The following is a 20436-nucleotide window of genomic DNA, read 5'->3' on the forward strand; positions in this document are numbered from 1 at the left end:
AAAATTAAATATGAAAGTAGGATAATTATGGAACAAAAAAGGACAAATATACGATGGTATTTTGCTATCGCATTCTTTATTATTGGGATTATTGCTTATATGGACCGTTCAAACATTTCTATCATTGCAGGACCAATGATGGAAGATTTGAATATGAATAAAGCACAGTTCGGGCTCCTAGCATCATTCTTCTCACTAGGGTATGCGTTAATGCAAGTCCCTTCAGGTATCCTTGCTGAAAAGTTTGGACCTAAGAAAATGTTAACCATCGCATTAATTTGGTGGAGTGCATTTACAATCTTGACAGGTATAGTTAAGAATCATGGTTTAATGTATTTAGTTAGATTTCTATTTGGTGTAGGTGAAGCACCAATGTATCCATCGAACGCAGTATTTAATAGTTACTGGTTTAATAAAAATGAAAAAGGTCGTGCATCTTCAGCGTTATTAGCAGGATCATACTTCGGACCAGTTATCGCGCCGATTGTAACAATTGCTATTATGAATGCATTCGGTTGGGAAGCGGTATTCTATATCTTCGGTTTAGTTGGTATTTTATTAGCTGTATTATGGGCGATCATAGCGAAAGATTTGCCAGAACAACATAAGATGGTAAATGAAGCGGAGAAAAGATTTATCATGGAAACACGTGATGTTGTACAAACTGGAAAGACAACAGCACCGTGGAAAATATTTTTCAAACGTTTCAGTTTTTATGCAATTGCCATACAGTATTTCGTAGTGCAATTCGTAATTACATTATTTTTAATTTGGTTACCTACATATATACATGAAGAACATCATGTGGATTATAATAACATGGGATTCATTGCTGGTGCGCCGTGGTTAGCGATGTTCGTGCTGATCATGCTAGGTGGTACTATTTCAGATAAGATTTTATCAAGTGGTAAATCTAAGTTTGTTGCACGTGGAATTATTGCTATTACAGGTTTTGTTGTATTCTGTATTTCATTATACTTCGCACTAGCAACAGATAATTTATATATCAATATTTTCTGGTTATCAATGTGTTTAGGTGGCGTAGGATTGTCTATGGGTATGAGTTGGGCAACTGCCACTGATTTAGGACGAAACTTCTCAGGAACAGTTTCAGGATGGATGAACTTATGGGGGAATATAGGGGCACTTTTAAGTCCAATCTTAGCGGGTATACTTGCTGATAAGATAGGTTGGCACTTAACATTACAATTAATAATGATCCCAGTAGCACTTGCAATTCTAATGTGGTTCTTTATTAAACCTGACAATCCATTAGTTAAAGATGAAAATGTATAAAATAAAAGCTTCTTGTGTATCATTTATTTAAAAACACTAAAATCTATATTAGCAAGATATCAGTAGCCAGCTACTGATATCTTTTTTTACTTAATATTTAGGTATGCCTAATAAAAATGTTTACAAATTATATTAATAGGTTTATCCTCTTTGTAAGAGAGGTGTTTGAAATGGGCAAGAGTTTAGAAGAAATTAATCATACAGTCTCATTTGACGCTGAAGCAAATGCCTTTAGAAAATTTATCATGTATTTAGGACCAGGGTTACTTGTAGCTGTTGGTTATATGGATCCAGGAAATTGGATTACTTCAATGTCTGGTGGGGCGCAGTATGGTTATATATTATTATTTGTGATATTGCTTTCTAGTTTGTCAGCAATGTTATTACAAAGTATGTGTGCAAGATTAGGTATCGCGAGTGGTATGGATCTTGCTCAAGTAACAGAAGAAATATCAAATCATGTTCTAGGCAAAGTAGCATGGCTTCTTGCAGAATTAGCGATTATGGCAACGGATATTGCTGAAGTTATCGGCAGTGCGATTGCTTTGAATTTATTATTTAATATACCGTTATGGTTAGGTGTCACAATTACAGTACTTGATGTCTTGCTATTATTAACGATTATAAAATTAGGTTTTAGAAAAATAGAAGCAATAGTAGGAGTTCTTATACTTACGGTATTAATGATATTTATATTTGAAGTGTACTTATCATCACCAGAAGCGAGTAGTATATTTGCAGGTTTTATACCTCATTCAGAAATTGTGACGAATAAAGGTGCGCTTTACATTGCACTTGGTATTATAGGTGCGACAATTATGCCACATAATTTATACTTACATTCATCTATTGTACAATCTCGAAATTATGAAAGAACAGATTCAGGTAAGAAAAGTGCGATAAAATATGCAACGATTGATTCAAATATTCAACTATCGATTGCATTTGTTATTAACTGTTTAATCCTTGTATTAGGTGCAGCTAGTTTCTTTGGTAATCATGAACAACTAGGACGATTCTTTGATTTATATCATGCTTTACAACAATCACACATTGGCGGTGCAGTTGGTGGAGGAATAATGAGTACATTATTTGCTGTCGCATTGTTAGCATCAGGTCAAAATTCTACAATTACAGGAACATTATCTGGTCAGATTGTTATGGAAGGCTTTTTGAAAATCAAATTAAGTCCTATAGTACGTCGATTGTTAACGAGAGGTATAGCTGTGATACCTGTATTTCTATGCTTATGGTTATATGGTTCAAGCGAATCGAAAATTGAAGATATGTTAATTTTGACTCAAGTATTCTTAAGTATCGCATTACCATTTAGCATTATACCTTTGATCATTGCAACAAATAATCCTAAAATTATGGGAGAAAGTTTTGTTAATAAACGTTGGGTGAGCCGTGTTTCATGGTTATTGGCTGTAGTATTAAGTGTACTTAATATTTATTTGATATTCGGTACAATTTCAGAATTTATGTAGTTAGAGAGAGTCTGGGACAGAGATCCTAGACTCTTTTTTTGAAATATGAATGTTTTGGGTGTCGAGATATCGTGCGATTAGGTATCAAACGCACGAAGACTCAAGGGGTATAGCCGAGATATCGTGCGATTAGGTATCAAACGCACGAAGACAAAAGGGGTATAGTCGAGATATAGTGCGATTAGGGTCAAAACGCACTATATCTTTCTTATATCCAAAAAAATCCCGAGACGATGTGTCTCGGGATTTTGTGTTATTTAGTTCTGGCTTAAACTTACTTTGATATCTGATGGTCCAGCTAGTAATGGTTTTACATTTGCAAAGAAACTTTTGAAATGTTCACTTGTATTATGTGCTTCAATTGCTTCTTGGCTTTCCCATACTTCATACATTAAGTACGTATTGTCATTGATTGTGGATTTGAAATGTTCATATCCAATATTTCCTTCTTCTTTTCTTGAAGATGTTACTAAGTCGTTGATTAATGCTTCGTATTGTTCAACTGCTTGTTCTTGAACTTCGAATTTAGCATTGATAATAATCATTTAATGGTCGCTTCCTTCTAAACAAATTTAATTTCTATAAATGCATCATGACAGAATGCAAACCAAAAGTAAATTTTGAAAGCTTGGAATTTAAAAAGTTTTTAATTTTGAATGTCTTATACCATATGTGAAATAAATAATAATACCTAAAATAAACCAAATAATGAATGCAATCCAAGTTGTTTGAGATAAGTTCGTCATAAGGTATAAACAAATCACACAAGAGATTATTGGTAGTACAGGATAAAACGGAACGTTAAAGCCATCCGTTGGTAGGTTTGGATTTTTTCTTAAGAAAATGACACCTATAGATACTGTACAAAAAGCAAATAACGTACCAATATTAATCAACGATGCCAGTTCCGCAAGTGGCACGAGACCTGAAACAATACCCATTGAAATTGTAAGGATGATTGTATTTTGAACAGGTGTTTGTTTATGATTTGTTTTTGATAATATTTTTGGTAATAAGCCATCTCTACTAATCGCAAAGATAAGTCTTGTACCACCATAAGCCATAACGAATATCACAGTGGTCATACCAACAATTGCGCCTAATGATAAGAAACCGGCAACCCAATTTTGATTGATTGATTGTAATGCGAACGCAACCGGTGCGCCTACACCTTCTAATTGTTGATAAGGAACAACACCCGTAAGTACTGCTGAGACGATAATATATAGAAGCGTACATACGCTTAATGCCGCGATAATACCGATCGGCATATTTTTTTGTGGATTTTTAACTTCTTCTGCAGCCGAGGAAACGGCATCAAATCCAATATATGCAAAGAATACCATCGAAGCGCCTGTTAATACGCCATTGAAACCAAATGGTAAGAATGGTGTCCAATTATCAGGTTTAACATAAAAAGCACCAACAAGAATAAAGAGTAGGACTACTAATATTTTGACGACAACCATAATGTTATTGATGCGCGTCGATTCTCTAACACCAATGATGAGTAGTACACCGATCACCGCAATAATTAAAAATGCAGGCAAATCAAAATACTGTCCTTGTTCAGGGTTATATGACCCTGACAATGCTTTCGTGATATGAATATTCATACCAGATAATAAATTAACAACATAAGATGACCAGCCACTTGCTACTGCTGCGATGGCCAGACCATATTCAAGTAGTAACGCCCAACCTAATATCCAAGCGATACCTTCTCCGAACACGTAGTAACTATATGTGTATGCACTTCCTGCTTGAGGAATTTTTGAAGAAAATTCTGAATAACATAATGCTGCGAGTCCACAGCCAATTGCTGCAATAATAAATGAAATCATAATACCAGGGCCTGTAATAGTAGAAGAAATTTCTCCAGGTAATATAAAAATACCACTGCCGACTACAGCGCCAACGCCGAGCATGGTTAAATCAAATGCGCCAAGTGTTTTTTTAAGTTTTTTATTTGTTTGAAAAGAAAGCCAATCTTTCTTTTTGAAAAATTGATTCATGTTGCACCTCCGGCAGATAATTATACATAGATTTATCTAAAAATTCTATATGTTACAATAACTTTAATCGTGTAATTTTATAGCGATTGAATTATTTTGATTCACAAATACTAAATTTGTATAAAAAGTAATTATTATTTGCAGATGAAAACACTGCCAAACAGACTGTTTGACTCTAAGATGCTTCAAGTCTAAAATTTATTGTCTAGTAGAAGAAGTTTAAAAACATCAATAAAATTTAAGGAGGAAATAATCGTGAAGAATGAACAAATCGTATTAGCTAAAAGAACAGAAGGTATTCCTCAAGATGATGTATTCCGTTATGAAGAAATAGAAGTGAAAGAACCTCAAAAAGATGAAGTACTATTAAAAACAATATATGTTTCAGTAGATCCTTATATGAGAGGGAGAATGAATGACTCAAAAAGTTACACACAATCATATGAGATAGATAAACCATTTAATGGTCATATCGTAGCGCAAGTCGTTCAATCAAATGTAGATGAATTAAGTGAAGGCGATGTAGTGACGGGCGTATTACCTTGGCAAAAATATATCACAATCAATCAGAAATATGTAACAAAAATAGCATCCAATGAAGTGCCTTTATATTTATACTTAAGTGTATTAGGTATGCCTGGTATGACAGCTTACCAAGGACTATTAAAAATCGGTAAACCACAAGAAGGCGAAACTGTAGTCGTTTCCGCAGCATCAGGTGCAGTAGGCTCAGTCGTTGGACAAATTGCCAAACTTAAAGGTGCTTACGTAGTAGGTATTGCAGGTGGTTCTGAAAAAGTGAACTATTTAACAGAAGAATTAGGTTTTGATAAAGGTATAGATTATAAACAAGATGACTTCGCTGAACAATTAGAGCAAGCCGTTCCGAATGGCATTGATGTTTATTTTGAAAATGTAGGTGGCGAGCTTTCAGACGAAGTATTTAAACACTTAAATAAATTTGCTCGTATTCCAGTTTGTGGTGCAATTTCTTCATATAACTTAAAAGGAGAAGACATAGGACCACGCATTCAACAAACATTAATCAAAAGTCAGGCCCTCATGCAAGGATTTATAGTTGCTCAATTTAACGAAGACGTTAAAGAAGCAAGTGAACAATTAGCACAATGGGTACAAGAAGGAAAAATCAAATCAGAAGTTACAGTAGACGAAGGATTTGATCAAATTCCAAACGCATTCCGAAAACTATTCACAGGCGATAACTTCGGTAAGCAAGTAATAAAAGTCGCAGAAATATAAAAGAAAAGCATTCATGATTAGGATGAGTCCTAATTGTGAATGTTTTTTTATGTAAAAAGGTAAACGGTATTTTGACGGTTGCGAGAAGGTTGTAAGGGACATAATCCAGAATTCTGTCCGTAAGAGAGTTGTAAGGGACACAATCCGGAATTCTGTCCGTAAGAGAGCTGTATGGGAGACAATTCATAATTCTGACATTAAAAACCCCCATCAGAACATCTATAGTGCACTATTAGAATTGAATTTTTAGCATTCAACTCTAATGATACACCTCTGTTCTGATGGGGATTCTTTTATTTACCCATTCTAAATATACTGATTGCTAATCCTACTAATACGGTACCTATTGCGTAATCTAACATTGATTTGATTCGGGCGTTATTAAAGATTTGTCTTATATAGTTAAATAAATAGCTACATAAGAAGAACCAAACGAACACAGTTAATATGAATAGTGATGACAGGATAATGATTTTCATTGAACCGTCTGATTTAGATATAAATTGAGGTAATATACTAACATAAAATAATATTGCTTTTGGATTAAAGAGTGTACTTAAAAATCCTTGTTTGTATGACATTCCAAGGCCGATATTTAATTTTTTATTTTGATCGGTATTAATATTAAACGTCTTCTTAGCATTTAAAATGGTTTTAATTCCTAAATAGGCAATATAAATGGAACCTAAAATTTTAATACCGGTAAATACGTAATAAGAAGTCGTTAATATAAAGATTAACCCGAATGCTGCTAAGGTTGAATATAGTACATGTGCACTTGAAATACCTAATCCGGCCATGATGCCATTTTTAGCATTGCCTTTTAATGTATTGTTGAGAACAATGAAAAAATCAGGGCCTGGTACGATGATAATAATTAATGCGATAAATACGAAACTTAACCAATTGTCCAATGCAATCTACTCCTGTCATGAATATTTATTCTCACAAATATAACAAATATTCGTTCAGAAAACTATATGAAATTTAAAATGAATTTTAGCATACTATATCATATACAAATGATTTTTATTCAATATCGGGTTGTCATATCGGAATGCTTCATATACACTCATCATAATGCAATTATCTGAAAATTAAAGGGGTGCATACATCTTATGAAATTACCGAGTATTATCTATACATTATTTATCGCAACATTTTTAGAGCGATTCAGTACCTTTTTAATTATTCCGTTTCTCTCGATATATTTATCAAAACAGTTTCAATATAGTGGATTTGAAATTGGGGTTATTGTTTCAATGTTTGCAGTATCGTCCTTATTTATGAGTTTTATTGCTGCACCATTTGTCGATAAAATAAATAAAAAAATCATCATCTATACTGGATTATTATTAGTAACATTGAGTTTTGTTACTTTTCCTTTCATCAATACATTTCAAGGATTTATTCTATTCACAATTGTAAATAGTGTTGGCAATAGTTTCTTATCTCCTACATATAAAGCAATGATTGCTATATTTTCAGATCAGTCTAATAAACATATCGTATTTAATATCCGCTATTATATTATTAACATTTCTGCAGTATTAGGGCCTTTATTATCTACACAAATCCAACAATTTGGTATTCATTTTATTTGTAACATCATTGTCAGTGCATATGTGCTTAATACAATAATATTCACATTCACCTTCATAAAAAATAACCATAACTTTCAAATTTCTGTTAAACAGAAGCAATCTACAATTAAAGATACGCTTATGATTGCGATGAAAAATAAAGCATTTCTATTATTAATGATTGGTCTCATTTTATTCGTATTTGGATATAATGTGATGTCGGGTGTGTTACCACAATATTTTGCGCTAGATCATACGCAAGTTGAAGCATCAAAACGCTTCGCATTATTGTTATCCATCAATGGTGTCACAGTGTTAACTTGCCAATATTTTATATTTAAATTTAGTAGATGGACGTCTATCAGAACTTCGATCATTGTAGGTGGTGTACTTATGCCGATTGGATTATTTTTCATGGGTGTCATGGACCATTTACTATATCAAGGCATGGCGATGGTCTTATTTACATTAGGAGAAATGCTCGTATTTACGATGGTCGATATTCAAATTGATGAATTATCGGAAGAAAATTATAAAGGCAGTTATTATTCATTAGCAGGCTTACAAAAGTTAGGTGGTTTATTAGCGCCGCTTCTTGGTGGGTTGTTATTAGATCATCTCCATAACAGTATTGAATTGTTTGGTATCTTATCGCTCATTTCCTTTGTGAGCATTATATTCTTCGTCATGAGTTATAAAGAAAGTATAAATCATTCACATGTGACACAAGATATGGCACAATAGTTGTGTTATGTGGGAATAAAGCTGAAATGAAAATATTGTTAAGGGGGAAGTTCAATTGAAAAATGAAAAAGTATATGCGATGCGTGTAGCAAGTGTTTACCCACATTATGTTACAAAAGCTGAGAAAAAAGGGAAGACTAAAGAAGATGTAGATGAAATTATCACTTGGTTGACGGGTTACGATGAAGAAGCCCTTCAACGTATATTAGAAAGTGACACGGATTTCAAGACGTTTTTCGAAGAAGCGCCTAATAAAAATCCTAACAGAAAGCTCATTAAAGGTGTGATTTGTGGCATGAGAGTTGAAGAAATTGAAGAACCTTTAATGCAAGAAATTAGGTATTTAGACAAGCTTGTTGACGAGCTTGCTAGAGGTAAGAAGAAAGAGAATATCTTTAGAACAGAAAAATAATAACAATTGCATATGTTAGACCACTGGAAGTGCCTTTATAAAGAGGCTGAGATTAAAGTGTATCTTTAAAATTCCTTGAACCTGATCCAGTTCATACTGGCGTAGGAAAGTGGCGAAACTTATATTTATCGGATGAGTAGACGCTATTTTCTATATGGAAATAGCGTCTTTTTTTTATAAATAAGGAGGATATATCATGACATTTACTGAACAATTATTTCAAAGAGTAGAGCCAATTTGGGAATCATATTTGGGACACCCTTTTATAAAAGGGTTAAGTGACGGTACGTTAGACGAAGAGAAGTTTAAACATTGGTTAAAGCAAGATTACGTGTATTTAATAGAATACGCACGATTATTTTCAATTGGAGCGGCGAAATCAACAGATTTAAATATGATGATGACTTTTGCAGACTTAGCGAATGGTACGCTTCATACGGAAATGGATTTGCATCGCGGTTACGCTAAGCAGTTTTATATTTCAGAAGAGGAATTAGAGCAAACTGAACCTGCACAAACGACAGTGGCTTATACAAGTTATATGTTAAATAAAGCTCAGCAAGGTGGCATTGAAAATGTCATTGCAGCGGTATTAACGTGTACATGGAGTTATAACTATATTGGATTAAAACTTGCAGAAGCGGAACGACATACACATCATGCTTTATATGATGAATGGATTCAAATGTATGCTTCGGAAGAATTTACGGAATTTAAAGACATGTGCATTGAACTCATGGATAGCGTCACTGAAGGTAAGTCTGAAGAAGAATTGAAAAGGCTTGAAGATATCGTTGTTAAGACGAGCTATTATGAATATATGTTCTGGGACATGGCGGAGAATATCGAAACATGGACAACGCCAATTAAATAGAAGAGAGGTGTAATAATGGAGGAAAGACATCAAGCAATCATTAAGCAACTCATACAATATAATACGGAAAGTCCACCAGCACGAAATACGGATCCGTTACAAGATGTAATTGAACAAATGCTACATCGTTTAGGATTCGACATTGATCGAATACCATTATATGAAAATGACAGTGTTATCAATGCAGTATTGAAAGGTACAAATCCTGATGCACCAAAGTTGGTGTTAAATGGTCATGTTGATGTTGCCAATGTAGGAGAAGCGACAGATTGGACAGTACCGCCATTTGAACTCACATCATCGGACGGTTATTTATATGGGCGAGGCGTCAGTGATATGAAAGGTGGTTTTGCAACACTGTTATATGTTTTAGAACAGTTAAATCATAAAGGTGTAAAACCTAAAGGAGATATTATTGTGCAATCTGTTGTTGGAGAAGAGGTCGGTGAAGCGGGCACAAAGACAGCATGTGAGCATTTGTTAGTAACGCCTGATTTAGGAATTGTATTAGATACGAGTCATTTAATTGCACAAGGTCAAGGTGGCGTCATCACTGGATGGGTTACTGTAAAAAGTAAAGAAACAATTCACGATGGTGCACGCCAACAAATGATTCATGCAGGTGGTCATTTATTTGGTGCGAGTGCAATAGATAAAATGTACAAAGTCATACATGCATTAAATGAACTTGAAAAACATTGGGCTGTGATGAAGTCATATCCGGGTATGCCTTATGGTTCAACAACGATAAATCCAGCTGTGATTGAAGGTGGGAGACATCCGGCATTTATAGCAGATGAATGTAAGTTATGGATTACAGTCCATTATTTGCCTAATGAAAATGATAAAGATATTGTCGATGAAATAGAAACTTATTTGAATCAAATAGCTGAAGCGGATCTATGGTTAAAAGAAAACCCATTACAATTTGAATGGGGAGGGACATCTATGATAGAAGATAAAGGTGAAATATTCCCGAGCTTTACTTTACCTGAACATCATCCAGGATTTGAAAAGTTAGCCGACGCACATAAACATGTGACTAAAGCGCCTTTGAAAAAAGGAGTGAACCCAAGTGTGACTGATGGCGGATGGTTAAGTGATTACGGTATACCTACAATATTATATGGACCTGGGGAATTAACTGAAGCACATTCAGTAGATGAAAAGATAAAAATAACAGAGCTAGAACAATTTAGTGAAGTGTTATTTAGATTTTTAGAAGATTGGTATCATCATCCGGTTGTTTAAGGTGACAGAATGTTGCAAGTGGAGGCCGACAAGCAACATTGAAGCCAAGATATAAAATTAAATTTAGCCACTACAAAAAAACAAACTGAACTTATTCATTTAAGTTCAGTTTGTTTCTTTTTTTATCCTATTTTCCTTCATATGCATCAACTAAAGTTTGTATGTCGAATTTTTTCATTTTAAGAAATGCTTGAGTGACTCTGTCGATTTGTTCTTGAGTCCCTTCTTTCATCATTTTCCCCATTATACTTGGTGTGATTTGCCATGATACGCCGAATTGATCTTTGACCCAACCGCACTGTTCTGATTCAGGTACGTGCGATAATTTTTCCCAATAGGCATCAATCTCATCTTGTGTATCGACATTGATTAATAAAGATACACCTTCGTTAAAATCAAACTTATGATTATGTGCACTATCCAATGCGACAAAGTATTGATTTTCAAGTTTGAATTCTGCATGCGCTAATGTATCAGGCTTATCTGGTTCCATTCCTTCTGGATAATAGAACTTACTCACGTCACCACTATCATTGAATACACTTGTGTAATATTCGATGGCTTCTTCAGCGCGACCAACGTTGTCGTTGATGAACATAAATGATGGTCTGATGCGTGTATCGAATGGTTGGTCTGTTATAAGGAGCTGCCAAGATACATCGAACTGATCTTGGAGCCAACCGAACTTTTCACTAAAGTCATATTGGTCTAATGGCATTAATATTTTCCCGTCTGTAGCTAAAGCGTCCCATACTTCTTGTAATAATTGTGCTTCTGATGGCTTGAACAATACCGTAAATGAAATGGAAGGATTTTTAACAAAATATGGCCCGGCATTGATTGCCATAAATCGATATCCAAACACATTGAAATCAAACTGTTTGGCTTCTCCTGAAGGTGTGTCATTAAGTGTTGTATTTGATCTAATTTCGGATTCAGGGAAGACTTTCAAGTAATGGTCTACAGCTTCCTTGGCATTATTATCAAACCATAAATGTGGAATAATTTTTTGACTTGGCATAAACTCAGCTCCTCAACGTTTTACAGTTATAATACCCAATCTGAAAAATATAAACACGCTATTTACTATTAGCGAAGAAACGTGACCAATTATTTTTAATCAATATATAGACAAGATGTACGATGATTAAACTTGCACACGTATCTGAAAAATAATGCGCATGTAAAAAGACTCTCGAACACATCATAGAAATAATAAAAATTGCTGCAATCCATTTAACGAACGGTTTGTTATATATAGATAAGAATACAAAGACAGCAACAAACAAAGTCAGTGTATGTAAACTTGGGAAACTGAAACCATCAATTAAATCAGAGGGTCTAGGTCTTTGAACGATATATTTTAATATTGTCCCTATTATTATAGAAGAAACTGAGAATACCGCGTAAAACAAGAAGTGCTTCTTACGATATATGAATAGTCCGGCCAGCATCACGCATATTAGTATGAGCGTATGTACTGGGGAGAATATATACGAGATAATCGGTAAATAGTTATACAATCTAAAAGTCATAGCTATAGAATGTATCGCAGAATATGCTGCGTGATCTAATGGATAAATCCATTTTGTGATAATCGCAATGATTAAAATTAACAAAATGGTAGAGTATGTGAGGATGCGTTTTGAATCTTTTTTCATGTTCGATGGTACTCCTTTTATGTAAGTGATAAACGTTTGGTATTAATTTTAATCCACAAATCAATTTCGAACAATAAGACTTTAGGACTACCTAAAAGTTATTTAAAGTTAAGCTGTAAAGTGATATCATCTAGTATATAAATAAAAATCTAGGAGTGTAGTAATGAAATTATCTAAAAAAGGAAAAATTATCATCGGTATCGCAATTTTACTGATTGTTGCAGGTATCTTTGTGGTAGCCAAAGTATCAAGTATAAACAATAAAGTGTACCAGCCGATTAATAATAAACAAGATGAGAAAAAGGTTAAGAAAAAAATAAGACAAAACGAACCGATATCCATTGCTATTTTTGGGGTGGATTCCAATAAAGAACGAGAATCTGAGAACATCGGTGAACGAACAGATTCAATTATGTTAGCTTCAATCAACCCTAAAAAGAAAACTACAAAATTAGTCAGTGTACCGAGAGATATGGCAGTTAATATAACAGGATATTCAAACCATGATAAAGTGGCACATGCTTATGCATACGGTGGATCTAAGACGGCGGTAGATACGCTTAAAAATGAATTTAATATTCCAATCGATGGTTATGTCACAGTAGATATGGATGGATTTAAGAAAACGATCGATGCATTAGATGGTGTGACAGTAAAAAGTAATGGTACTTTCAAATTCAATAAGGGAACATTTAAAAAAGGTGAAACGATTCATTTAAGTGGTGATGAAGCGCTAGACTTTGTACGAAGTCGTAAAGAAGAAGGCGCAGGTGATGATGAAGGTAGACAAGAAAGACAGAGAATTGTAATAGAAGCTACAGGTAAAAAACTTAAAAATCATTTAAATGTTAGTAACTTTAATGCATTAATGAATGTAGCTGAAGACAATGTGACAACGAGCTTCAATTTAAATGATACAAGAAAATTAATTTCTGATTATAAAGACGCGACGACACACTTTGAAAAGATTTCAATAGACGGCGTGAATCAAGTTGAGAATGATGGCATATGGTATTTTGAAGCGGATGATACAGCGAAACAAAATATTATAAACGCATATAATAAGAATTTAGAGAATGAATAAGTTTGCTTTGAGGTATTTTAATTAATGTGTTCTATCCTTTACAATAAAGTAGAGGAGGGATAACGATGAATCAAGAATGGTTAAATCAATTACCGATTCAAAATATCAAAAAATGTATACTAGTTCGTGGTGGAGATGTGAATGAAGCTTTTCGAATAGAAACTAAGGATGATATCTATTTCTTACTCGTTCAACATCAACGTAGTGAAGATTTTTATGATGCAGAAGTTGCTGGATTAGAAGCATTTCAAGAAGCGGGTGTACGTGCACCAATCGTTAAAGGACGTGGAGAAATCAACAGTGATGCATATTTGATATTGAGTTATCTTGAAGAAGGACGTTCAGGAAGTCAACGTGAACTTGGCAAACTTGTTGCGAAATTGCACAGTCATCATGAGCCATCAGGTAAATTTGGATTTCATTTACCTTATCACGGCAGTGCGATAACTTTTGAAAATGGATGGCAAGAGACGTGGACAAATATCTTCGTTGAACAACGATTAGATCAATTGCGAAATGAAATCGTTAAACAACATCTTTGGACAGAAGAGGAACAACGCAAGTTTGAACAAGTACGTGAAATCATTGTAGATACTTTGGAAAATCATAATAGTAAACCGTCATTATTACATGGAGATTTATGGGCAGGTAATTATATGTTCTTAGACAATGGAGAACCTGTATTGTTTGATCCTTCACCGTTATATGGAGATCGAGAATTTGATCTCGGTGCTACGCGCGTATTTGGAGGGTTTACAAAAGATTTTTATGATGCTTATAATGAATCATTACCATTAAGTAAAGGTGCAGAATTCCGAATTCAATTTTATGAACTATATCTATTGATGGTTCATCTTGTGAAATTTGGCGAAATGTATGCTGGAAGTGTCAATCGAACGATGAATGACATACTCGAAGCGCATATTTAATGATAAGAAATTGAATTTAGGAGAATGACTGCAAATGAATGACGTTAACAAAATGAATAAACAGAGCTGGATTTTGTTTATTGGTATTTTACTAATTGGGGCAAGTTTAAGAGCGCCAATTACTTCAGTAGGTATTGCATTACCTTCAATTAAAGAATCACTACTTTTATCGAATACATCCGTCAGTTTGATTACAATTATTCCATTGTTATCATTCGCGGCTGTATCTTTATTTGCAGCGAAAATCAGCCACAGATATGGTCTGGAGCGTACAGTGTTTGGCGCATTAATGATTATATTAATCGGTATTGCGTTAAGAGCAATTACTGACGTATCGTGGCTATACATAGGAACGATATTAATCGGTGTCGGCATTGCGTTCGGTAATGTATTGACGCCAGGTATTATTAAAATGAATTTCCCGTTACGTATAGGTGTGATGACAGGGTATTATACTGTTGTTATGAATATATTCGGTAGTTTGTCATCATATGTAACTGCACCATTAGTAAAACAATTTAATTATCAGTTTGCGATTAGTTTAATTGGTGTTGTTACGTTGATTGGCATTATCGTGTGGTCATTACAATTGAAGAAACATAAGGCAGTTAAACAGGTGGCTTCAACTGATACTATAAATGTTTGGAAATCTCCATTAGCATGGCAAATCACATTGTTAATGGGTGGACAGTCTCTGATGTTCTATTCGCTCATTAACTGGTTGCCAGAATTTTTATTAAGTGAAGGTGTGCCAATTCATGAAGCGGGCCTTTACTTATCAATATTACAATTAGCAATAATTCCACTGACATTTGTGACGCCAATATTTGCTGAGAAGATGAAGAACCAAGTCGCACTAACATTTGGCACAGGTTTGTTATTTATGGTCGGTATATTAGTGCTTATGTTTATGACACGTTCTGCAATCATTGGCATTATACTGATTGGTATTGCGAGCGGATTGGCGTTTGGCTTAGTGAATACTTTCTTTGGTTTAAGAACAGAGCATGCACATACAGCAGCAAAATTATCTGGAATGTCGCAAGCTGTAGGTTATTTATTCGCTGCGATTGGACCGTTAGGATTTGGGATTTTACATGATGTGACACATAGTTGGTATGCATCATTTAGCATATTATTAGTGACTGCTGGACTCATTATGTTCTTTGGATCACAAGCAGGAAGAAATCGAACAATCGAACAAACGTTGTAAATGCAATATTTACATCATTGTGAACATAATACAAATATAATTACAAAAAGTAGAAACCGCTTTCTAAAAATGCTTTATTTTCTGACACTTTATAGTATAATTGTGCCATGAAGTTTGAACTTAAAAATATGTTTGAAGAATTGAAACAAGGAGTGACACGATAAGATGGAAGACAATCATTTAAAAAGGGGTCTTAGTTCTCGCCAAGTTCAGATGATCGCACTTGGAGGAACAATTGGTGTTGGTCTGTTTATGGGTGCTTCAAGTACAATTAAATGGACAGGACCATCAGCAATATTTGCTTATTTAGTAGCAGGGTTATTTTTATACTTAGTGATGAGAGCAATGGGAGAGTTGGTTTATTTATATCCAACAACAGGTTCATTTGCGAACTATGCAAGTGATTATCTACATCCAGTTGCAGGTTACGTTACAGCTTGGAGTAATATCTTCCAGTGGATTGTCGTAGGGATGAGTGAAGTAATTGCAGTAGGACAATATATGCAATATTGGTGGCCGGACTTACCAACATGGATACCGGGAGTCATCGTTGTAGTCACATTAGCAGCTGCCAATTTAACATCTGTTAAAGCATTTGGAGAATTTGAATTCTGGTTTGCAATGATTAAAGTTGTCACAATCATCTTAATGATTGTAGCTGGATTTGGATTAATCTTCTTCGGTTTAGGAAATGGTGGAAATGCAATCGGTTTAAGTAATTTAACTGAACACGGTGGTTTCTTCCCTAAAGGAATTGTAGGTTTCTTCTTTGCACTATCATTAGTTGTCGGTTCATATCAAGGGGTAGAATTAATTGGTATTACAGCAGGAGAAACAAAAGATCCACAGAAAAATATTAAAAATGCAGTTAACGGTGTTATCTGGCGTATATTAATCTTTTACATAGGTGCGATATTTGTTATTGTAACAGTTTATCCATGGGATCAATTAGGAAGTGTAGGAAGTCCATTTGTTGCTACATTTGCAAAAGTAGGTATTACAATCGCGGCTGGATTAATTAACTTTGTAGTTATTACAGCAGCAATGTCTGGATGTAACTCAGGTATATTCAGTTCAAGTCGTATGGTATATACGTTAGCTCAAAAAGGACAAATGCCTAAAATCTTTACTAAAGTAATGAAGACAGGCGTACCATTCTTTGCAGTATTAGCAATTTCAATCGGTATCTTTATTGGTGTTATCTTAAACATCGTTTTACCAATGGTTATTGATGGTTCTGAAAATATCTTTGTATATGTGTATAGTGCATCAATCTTACCAGGAATGGTTCCATGGTTCATGATACTATTAAGTCATATCCAATTTAGAAAGAATCATGCAGATGAACTAAAAGATCATCCGTTCAAAATGCCATTTGCACCATTCTCGAACTACTTAACATTAGCGTTCTTTACATTAGTGTTAATCGGAATGTTGTTTAATCAAGAAACAAGAGTATCTGTGATTATCGGTATAGTATTCCTAGGTGCCATGTCAGGGATATACTTCTTAAGAGGTTATCATAAAGAAGACAAAGGTGAATACTAATCACCAATTTATAAAATAAGAAACGCATGACTGAGGACAAATTGGTGCCTTGGGTCATGCGTTTTTTGATTTGGTGGGGTTTGGTGAGGTGTGAGAGGTTAAGAGGTATGGAGTGATGTGCGTGTAATGAGGTAAGGGCTGAGTGTTGGTGTTGCGTGGACGCTGTAAGGGACATAATTTGGAATTCTGTCCGTAAGAGGAGTGTAAGGGACATAATTTAGAATAGTGTCCGTAAGAGGGTTGTAAGGGACATAATTTGGAATAGTGTCCGTAAGAGAGTTGTAAGGGACATAATTTAGAATTCTGTCCGTAAGAGTTGTGTAAGGGACACAATTCAGAATACTGTCCGTAAGAAGGTTGTAAGGGACATAATCCAGAATACTGTCCGTAAGAAGAGTGTAAGGGACATAATCCAGAATACTGTCCGTAAGAAGGTTGTAAGGGACATAATCCAGAATACTGTCCGTATGAGAGGTGTAAGGGACATAATTCGGAATAGTGTCCGTATGAGAGGTGTAAGGGACATAATTCGGAATAGTGTCCGTATGAGAGGTGTAAGGGACATAATCCAGAATTCTGTCCGTAAGAGGGTTGTAAGGGACATAATCCAGAATTCTGTCCGTAAGAAGGTTGTAACGATCACAATTCGTAATTTTGGAAGTAAGAGAGCTCTAACTATCACAATTCAGAATTCTGGAAGTAAAAGAGCTGTAATGAAAATATGCATGTTCACTATCGCAGTCATTATGTTTATCGTTCTAGCTAAAAAGGGGAGAGTAATATAAAAAAATACAAAAAAAGAACTGATGAGATTACTCATCAGTTCTTTTGGGTAGTAAACGGCTTACCACCAGTTATTTTGAGAACGGAATGCAACTGCTGCATCTACAGAACCGTAACGTTCTTTAGCATAGTTAACCATACCTTGAGTTTGTGTTTCTACTGAACCAGTTCCCCATGATTCTTTAGTTTGACCAAGACCTTGATAACCATTTGGACTTACAGCATTTGGGTTACCGCTTGATTCTGGTAATACGATTGTATTCCACATAGCTTCAGTACCACCTGCAGCTAAGAATTGAGCTTTAGTTGATCCGCCAGTGCTAGCTGTTGAAGTTTGTGTAGTTTTAACTTGTTGTGTTTCTTGTTTAGGCGCAGCTTGTTGAGTAGGTGCTTGTTGTTGAGCTGGCGCTTGTTGAGTTGCTTCTTGTTTTTGAGCAGGTGCTTGTTGAGCAACTTGTTCTTTAGCAGTATCGTTTGCTACTGGAGCTGGTGTTTGAGCTGGAACGTTTTGTTCAGCTACTGGTTGTTGAGTTGCAGCTGGTGCTTCTTGAGTGCTTGCTGAATCCGCTGCATTAGTTGCATGGTATTCCCAAGTGAAGTTAGAACCATCTGATTGGAAGTTATACTCAAAACCGTTTAATGTAAAGTTGATGTCATATGCGCCTTCTTGAATCCCGTGTTGGTTAAGTTCTGGTGCATTTGATTGAGCTAATTGAGCTAATTGCTCTTTGTTTACATTTTGTTCAGCTGCATCTGCTACGTGTGTAGATGATGCTACTCCTGTTGCTCCGATTGCTACTGCTAATGATGAAGTTAATAATGCTTTTTTCATAATTTAAAAACCCTCCGAATAATTTTTTATTTATTTAGTATCTTTTTTAAGATGATAATTTCTTTGTTAGTTGAATATTCTTCCCTGTAAATTTGGGACAAGACAACAATAACATATATAAGGCCGTTGTAAATTACAGCTAAATAACAAAACATTACAATGTCAAAAATTCAATGTAATATTTAGTAGAGAACTTCTTTTTTATCTTCACAAAACAATCACAAATGTATACTAATTGGTGTTGAAATTTAAAATTAATTAAATGGTTTTTCTTTATAAACGTTGTTTTAACGGTTTTAATTAAGGGTATAAAAATATAACGTATGTTTTTTAAAATGTAAAATATTAAAAAGCGATATATTTAATAAGGAATTTCTAATTTATTTTGAAACAACAATGTTTTTTATATTTTTGTATTGACATTGTTTGATATTAAATGTAACAAACGCTTTGAAAGCATGCAGAAGTAAGGTTTGACTTGTTTGTTACAACAATAGACAGAATTGTTAGTTAAATTACTAATTATATATAATATTACGAGGTTTGTAATATTAATGGTGTTATTGTAATATTCTCGTAATATAAAAGTGTATTCTTCTAATAAAATGAAAAAATCGATTATATTTTTGGATTTGCTTATGTTAAAGAAAAATGAATTTCATGAAACGATCTGAAAAATACAATTATTATAGAAAGAACACGTCATAAAAAATAAAAAACAAGTAACTCGGCTATGTGACGAGTTACTTGTTTTTGTTTCTTATGATTTTAAATAATAAAGACTAAATTCTAAATCTTTTAATAAGTGATCTTTCATGAGTTGAATTGCTTGATCAGCATCTCTTTTTTCTAGCATATCAACAATCACTTGGTGTTCTTCAATCAATCCCGGTCTCTTTTTATTTATAACAGTTTTACTAAAGAGATAAATATGACTCTTTAATTTACTGTATGTGTCAATGATGAAACTATTTTTAGTAGCGCTCATAATCTTCTGATGAAATTGATCGTTAATTTGTATGATCTCTTCATCGGTTTGTTTTTCTTCAACGTGAGTATAACTTCTTAACTCATCGATATCCTCTTGTGTAAATACGATACATGCTTTTTGTATGGCATGTGTTTCTATTAAAATACGCATTTCGAATATATTTCTATATTCTTCAACTGTTGGAACATATACATAAGAATCTTTAATAAAATATTCGAGTTCTAATTGCTTGATGGCTTCTCGAATTGGTGTACGGCTCACATTGTATTTTTGTGCCAGCTTACTTTCAGTTATTTTTTCATTTTGAAGTAAATTACCGTTAATAATATCGTTTCTAATTCTTTGATATAAAGTTAAATCTTCATTTGCCATTGTTGTCACCTCATTTCTTATATCTTACTATAAAAAAATTTGAAATAAAATGTATACATTTACTTATATTTGGTATACAATACGTGTAAACGTTTACA

Annotated in this window: 18 protein-coding genes and 1 riboswitch; of the genes, 11 read left to right on the forward strand and 7 right to left on the reverse strand. The window is 34.2% G+C overall.

Going from position 1 to position 20436, the window contains the following annotated elements:
• The first annotated feature begins 27 nt into the window (after window positions 1-27).
• A complete protein-coding gene (locus P3U32_RS01470; RefSeq protein WP_323703834.1) occupies window positions 28-1296 on the forward strand; it encodes a pyruvate MFS transporter in 1269 nt (422 codons plus the stop codon).
• A 170-nt stretch (window positions 1297-1466) separates the two neighbouring features.
• Complete coding sequence (locus tag P3U32_RS01475; RefSeq protein WP_323703835.1) at window positions 1467-2786, forward strand: Nramp family divalent metal transporter; 1320 nt, start codon at window positions 1467-1469, stop codon at window positions 2784-2786.
• A 257-nt stretch (window positions 2787-3043) separates the two neighbouring features.
• Here the strand turns inward: P3U32_RS01475 and P3U32_RS01480 are convergent, their stop codons facing one another.
• Together P3U32_RS01480 and P3U32_RS01485 are read right to left on the reverse strand one after the other, a co-directional pair.
• Complete coding sequence (locus tag P3U32_RS01480; protein WP_323703836.1) at window positions 3044-3331, reverse strand: putative quinol monooxygenase; 288 nt, start codon at window positions 3329-3331, stop codon at window positions 3044-3046.
• 90 nt (window positions 3332-3421) lie between these two features.
• Window positions 3422-4801 (reverse strand): amino acid permease, encoded by a 1380-nt coding sequence (locus P3U32_RS01485; protein WP_323703837.1) that lies wholly within the window; start codon window positions 4799-4801, stop codon window positions 3422-3424.
• Window positions 4802-5056: 255 nt separating this feature from the next.
• Between P3U32_RS01485 and P3U32_RS01490 the strand changes: the two genes are divergently transcribed.
• Entirely contained in the window at window positions 5057-6061 is a 1005-nt protein-coding gene (locus P3U32_RS01490) for an NADP-dependent oxidoreductase (protein ID WP_323703838.1), read from the forward strand.
• Between the two features lie 293 nt (window positions 6062-6354).
• Here the strand turns inward: P3U32_RS01490 and P3U32_RS01495 are convergent, their stop codons facing one another.
• Entirely contained in the window at window positions 6355-6975 is a 621-nt protein-coding gene (locus tag P3U32_RS01495) for a LysE family translocator (protein WP_323703839.1), read from the reverse strand.
• A 204-nt stretch (window positions 6976-7179) separates the two neighbouring features.
• On the opposite strand from P3U32_RS01495, the gene P3U32_RS01500 reads away from it, so the two are divergent.
• From P3U32_RS01500 to P3U32_RS01515, 4 genes are all read left to right on the forward strand, one after another.
• Window positions 7180-8388, forward strand: a complete 1209-nt coding sequence (locus P3U32_RS01500; RefSeq protein WP_323703840.1) for an MFS transporter — start codon at window positions 7180-7182, stop codon at window positions 8386-8388.
• Between the two features lie 55 nt (window positions 8389-8443).
• Complete coding sequence (locus tag P3U32_RS01505; protein WP_323703841.1) at window positions 8444-8800, forward strand: DUF2200 domain-containing protein; 357 nt, start codon at window positions 8444-8446, stop codon at window positions 8798-8800.
• 15 nt (window positions 8801-8815) lie between these two features.
• Window positions 8816-8925, forward strand: a riboswitch (TPP riboswitch).
• Window positions 8926-8996: 71 nt separating this feature from the next.
• The gene (tenA, locus tag P3U32_RS01510) at window positions 8997-9674 is read left to right on the forward strand and encodes a thiaminase II (RefSeq protein ID WP_323703842.1); all 678 of its coding nucleotides are present in this window, start codon (window positions 8997-8999) and stop codon (window positions 9672-9674) included.
• A gap of 15 nt (window positions 9675-9689) precedes the next feature.
• On the forward strand, window positions 9690-10925 hold the full coding sequence (locus P3U32_RS01515; protein WP_323703843.1) for an acetylornithine deacetylase: 1236 nt from the start codon (window positions 9690-9692) through the stop codon (window positions 10923-10925).
• A gap of 127 nt (window positions 10926-11052) precedes the next feature.
• On the opposite strand, the gene P3U32_RS01520 is transcribed toward P3U32_RS01515, so the two are convergent.
• Together P3U32_RS01520 and P3U32_RS01525 are read right to left on the reverse strand one after the other, a co-directional pair.
• Window positions 11053-11946 carry a VOC family protein gene (locus tag P3U32_RS01520; RefSeq protein ID WP_323703844.1) on the reverse strand — a complete coding sequence of 298 codons (894 nt, stop codon included), beginning with the start codon at window positions 11944-11946 and terminating at the stop codon, window positions 11053-11055.
• Window positions 11947-12004: 58 nt separating this feature from the next.
• Window positions 12005-12586 carry a phosphatase PAP2 family protein gene (locus P3U32_RS01525; protein ID WP_323703845.1) on the reverse strand — a complete coding sequence of 194 codons (582 nt, stop codon included), beginning with the start codon at window positions 12584-12586 and terminating at the stop codon, window positions 12005-12007.
• A 163-nt stretch (window positions 12587-12749) separates the two neighbouring features.
• Here P3U32_RS01525 and P3U32_RS01530 point away from each other — a divergent pair, with 163 nt between their 5' ends.
• The 4 genes from P3U32_RS01530 (at window position 12750) to P3U32_RS01545 (ending at window position 17360) form a co-directional block, all read left to right on the forward strand.
• Window positions 12750-13670: an LCP family protein gene (locus tag P3U32_RS01530; protein WP_323703846.1), complete on the forward strand. Its 921-nt coding sequence runs from the start codon at window positions 12750-12752 to the stop codon at window positions 13668-13670.
• Between the two features lie 65 nt (window positions 13671-13735).
• The gene (locus P3U32_RS01535) at window positions 13736-14599 is read left to right on the forward strand and encodes a fructosamine kinase family protein (protein ID WP_323703847.1); all 864 of its coding nucleotides are present in this window, start codon (window positions 13736-13738) and stop codon (window positions 14597-14599) included.
• 34 nt (window positions 14600-14633) lie between these two features.
• The gene (locus P3U32_RS01540; protein WP_323703848.1) at window positions 14634-15812 is read left to right on the forward strand and encodes a CynX/NimT family MFS transporter; all 1179 of its coding nucleotides are present in this window, start codon (window positions 14634-14636) and stop codon (window positions 15810-15812) included.
• Window positions 15813-15977: 165 nt separating this feature from the next.
• Window positions 15978-17360: an amino acid permease gene (locus tag P3U32_RS01545; protein WP_323703849.1), complete on the forward strand. Its 1383-nt coding sequence runs from the start codon at window positions 15978-15980 to the stop codon at window positions 17358-17360.
• 844 nt (window positions 17361-18204) lie between these two features.
• Here P3U32_RS01545 and P3U32_RS01550 read toward each other — a convergent pair.
• Entirely contained in the window at window positions 18205-18975 is a 771-nt protein-coding gene (locus P3U32_RS01550) for an aggregation-promoting factor C-terminal-like domain-containing protein (protein WP_323703850.1), read from the reverse strand.
• 760 nt (window positions 18976-19735) lie between these two features.
• Complete coding sequence (locus tag P3U32_RS01555; protein ID WP_323703851.1) at window positions 19736-20338, reverse strand: GntR family transcriptional regulator; 603 nt, start codon at window positions 20336-20338, stop codon at window positions 19736-19738.
• Between the last annotated feature and the right edge of the window lie 98 nt (window positions 20339-20436).

The organism is Mammaliicoccus sp. Dog046 (genome assembly GCF_034039665.1).
In the GTDB taxonomy this organism is placed as follows: Bacteria; Bacillota; Bacilli; order Staphylococcales; family Staphylococcaceae; genus Mammaliicoccus.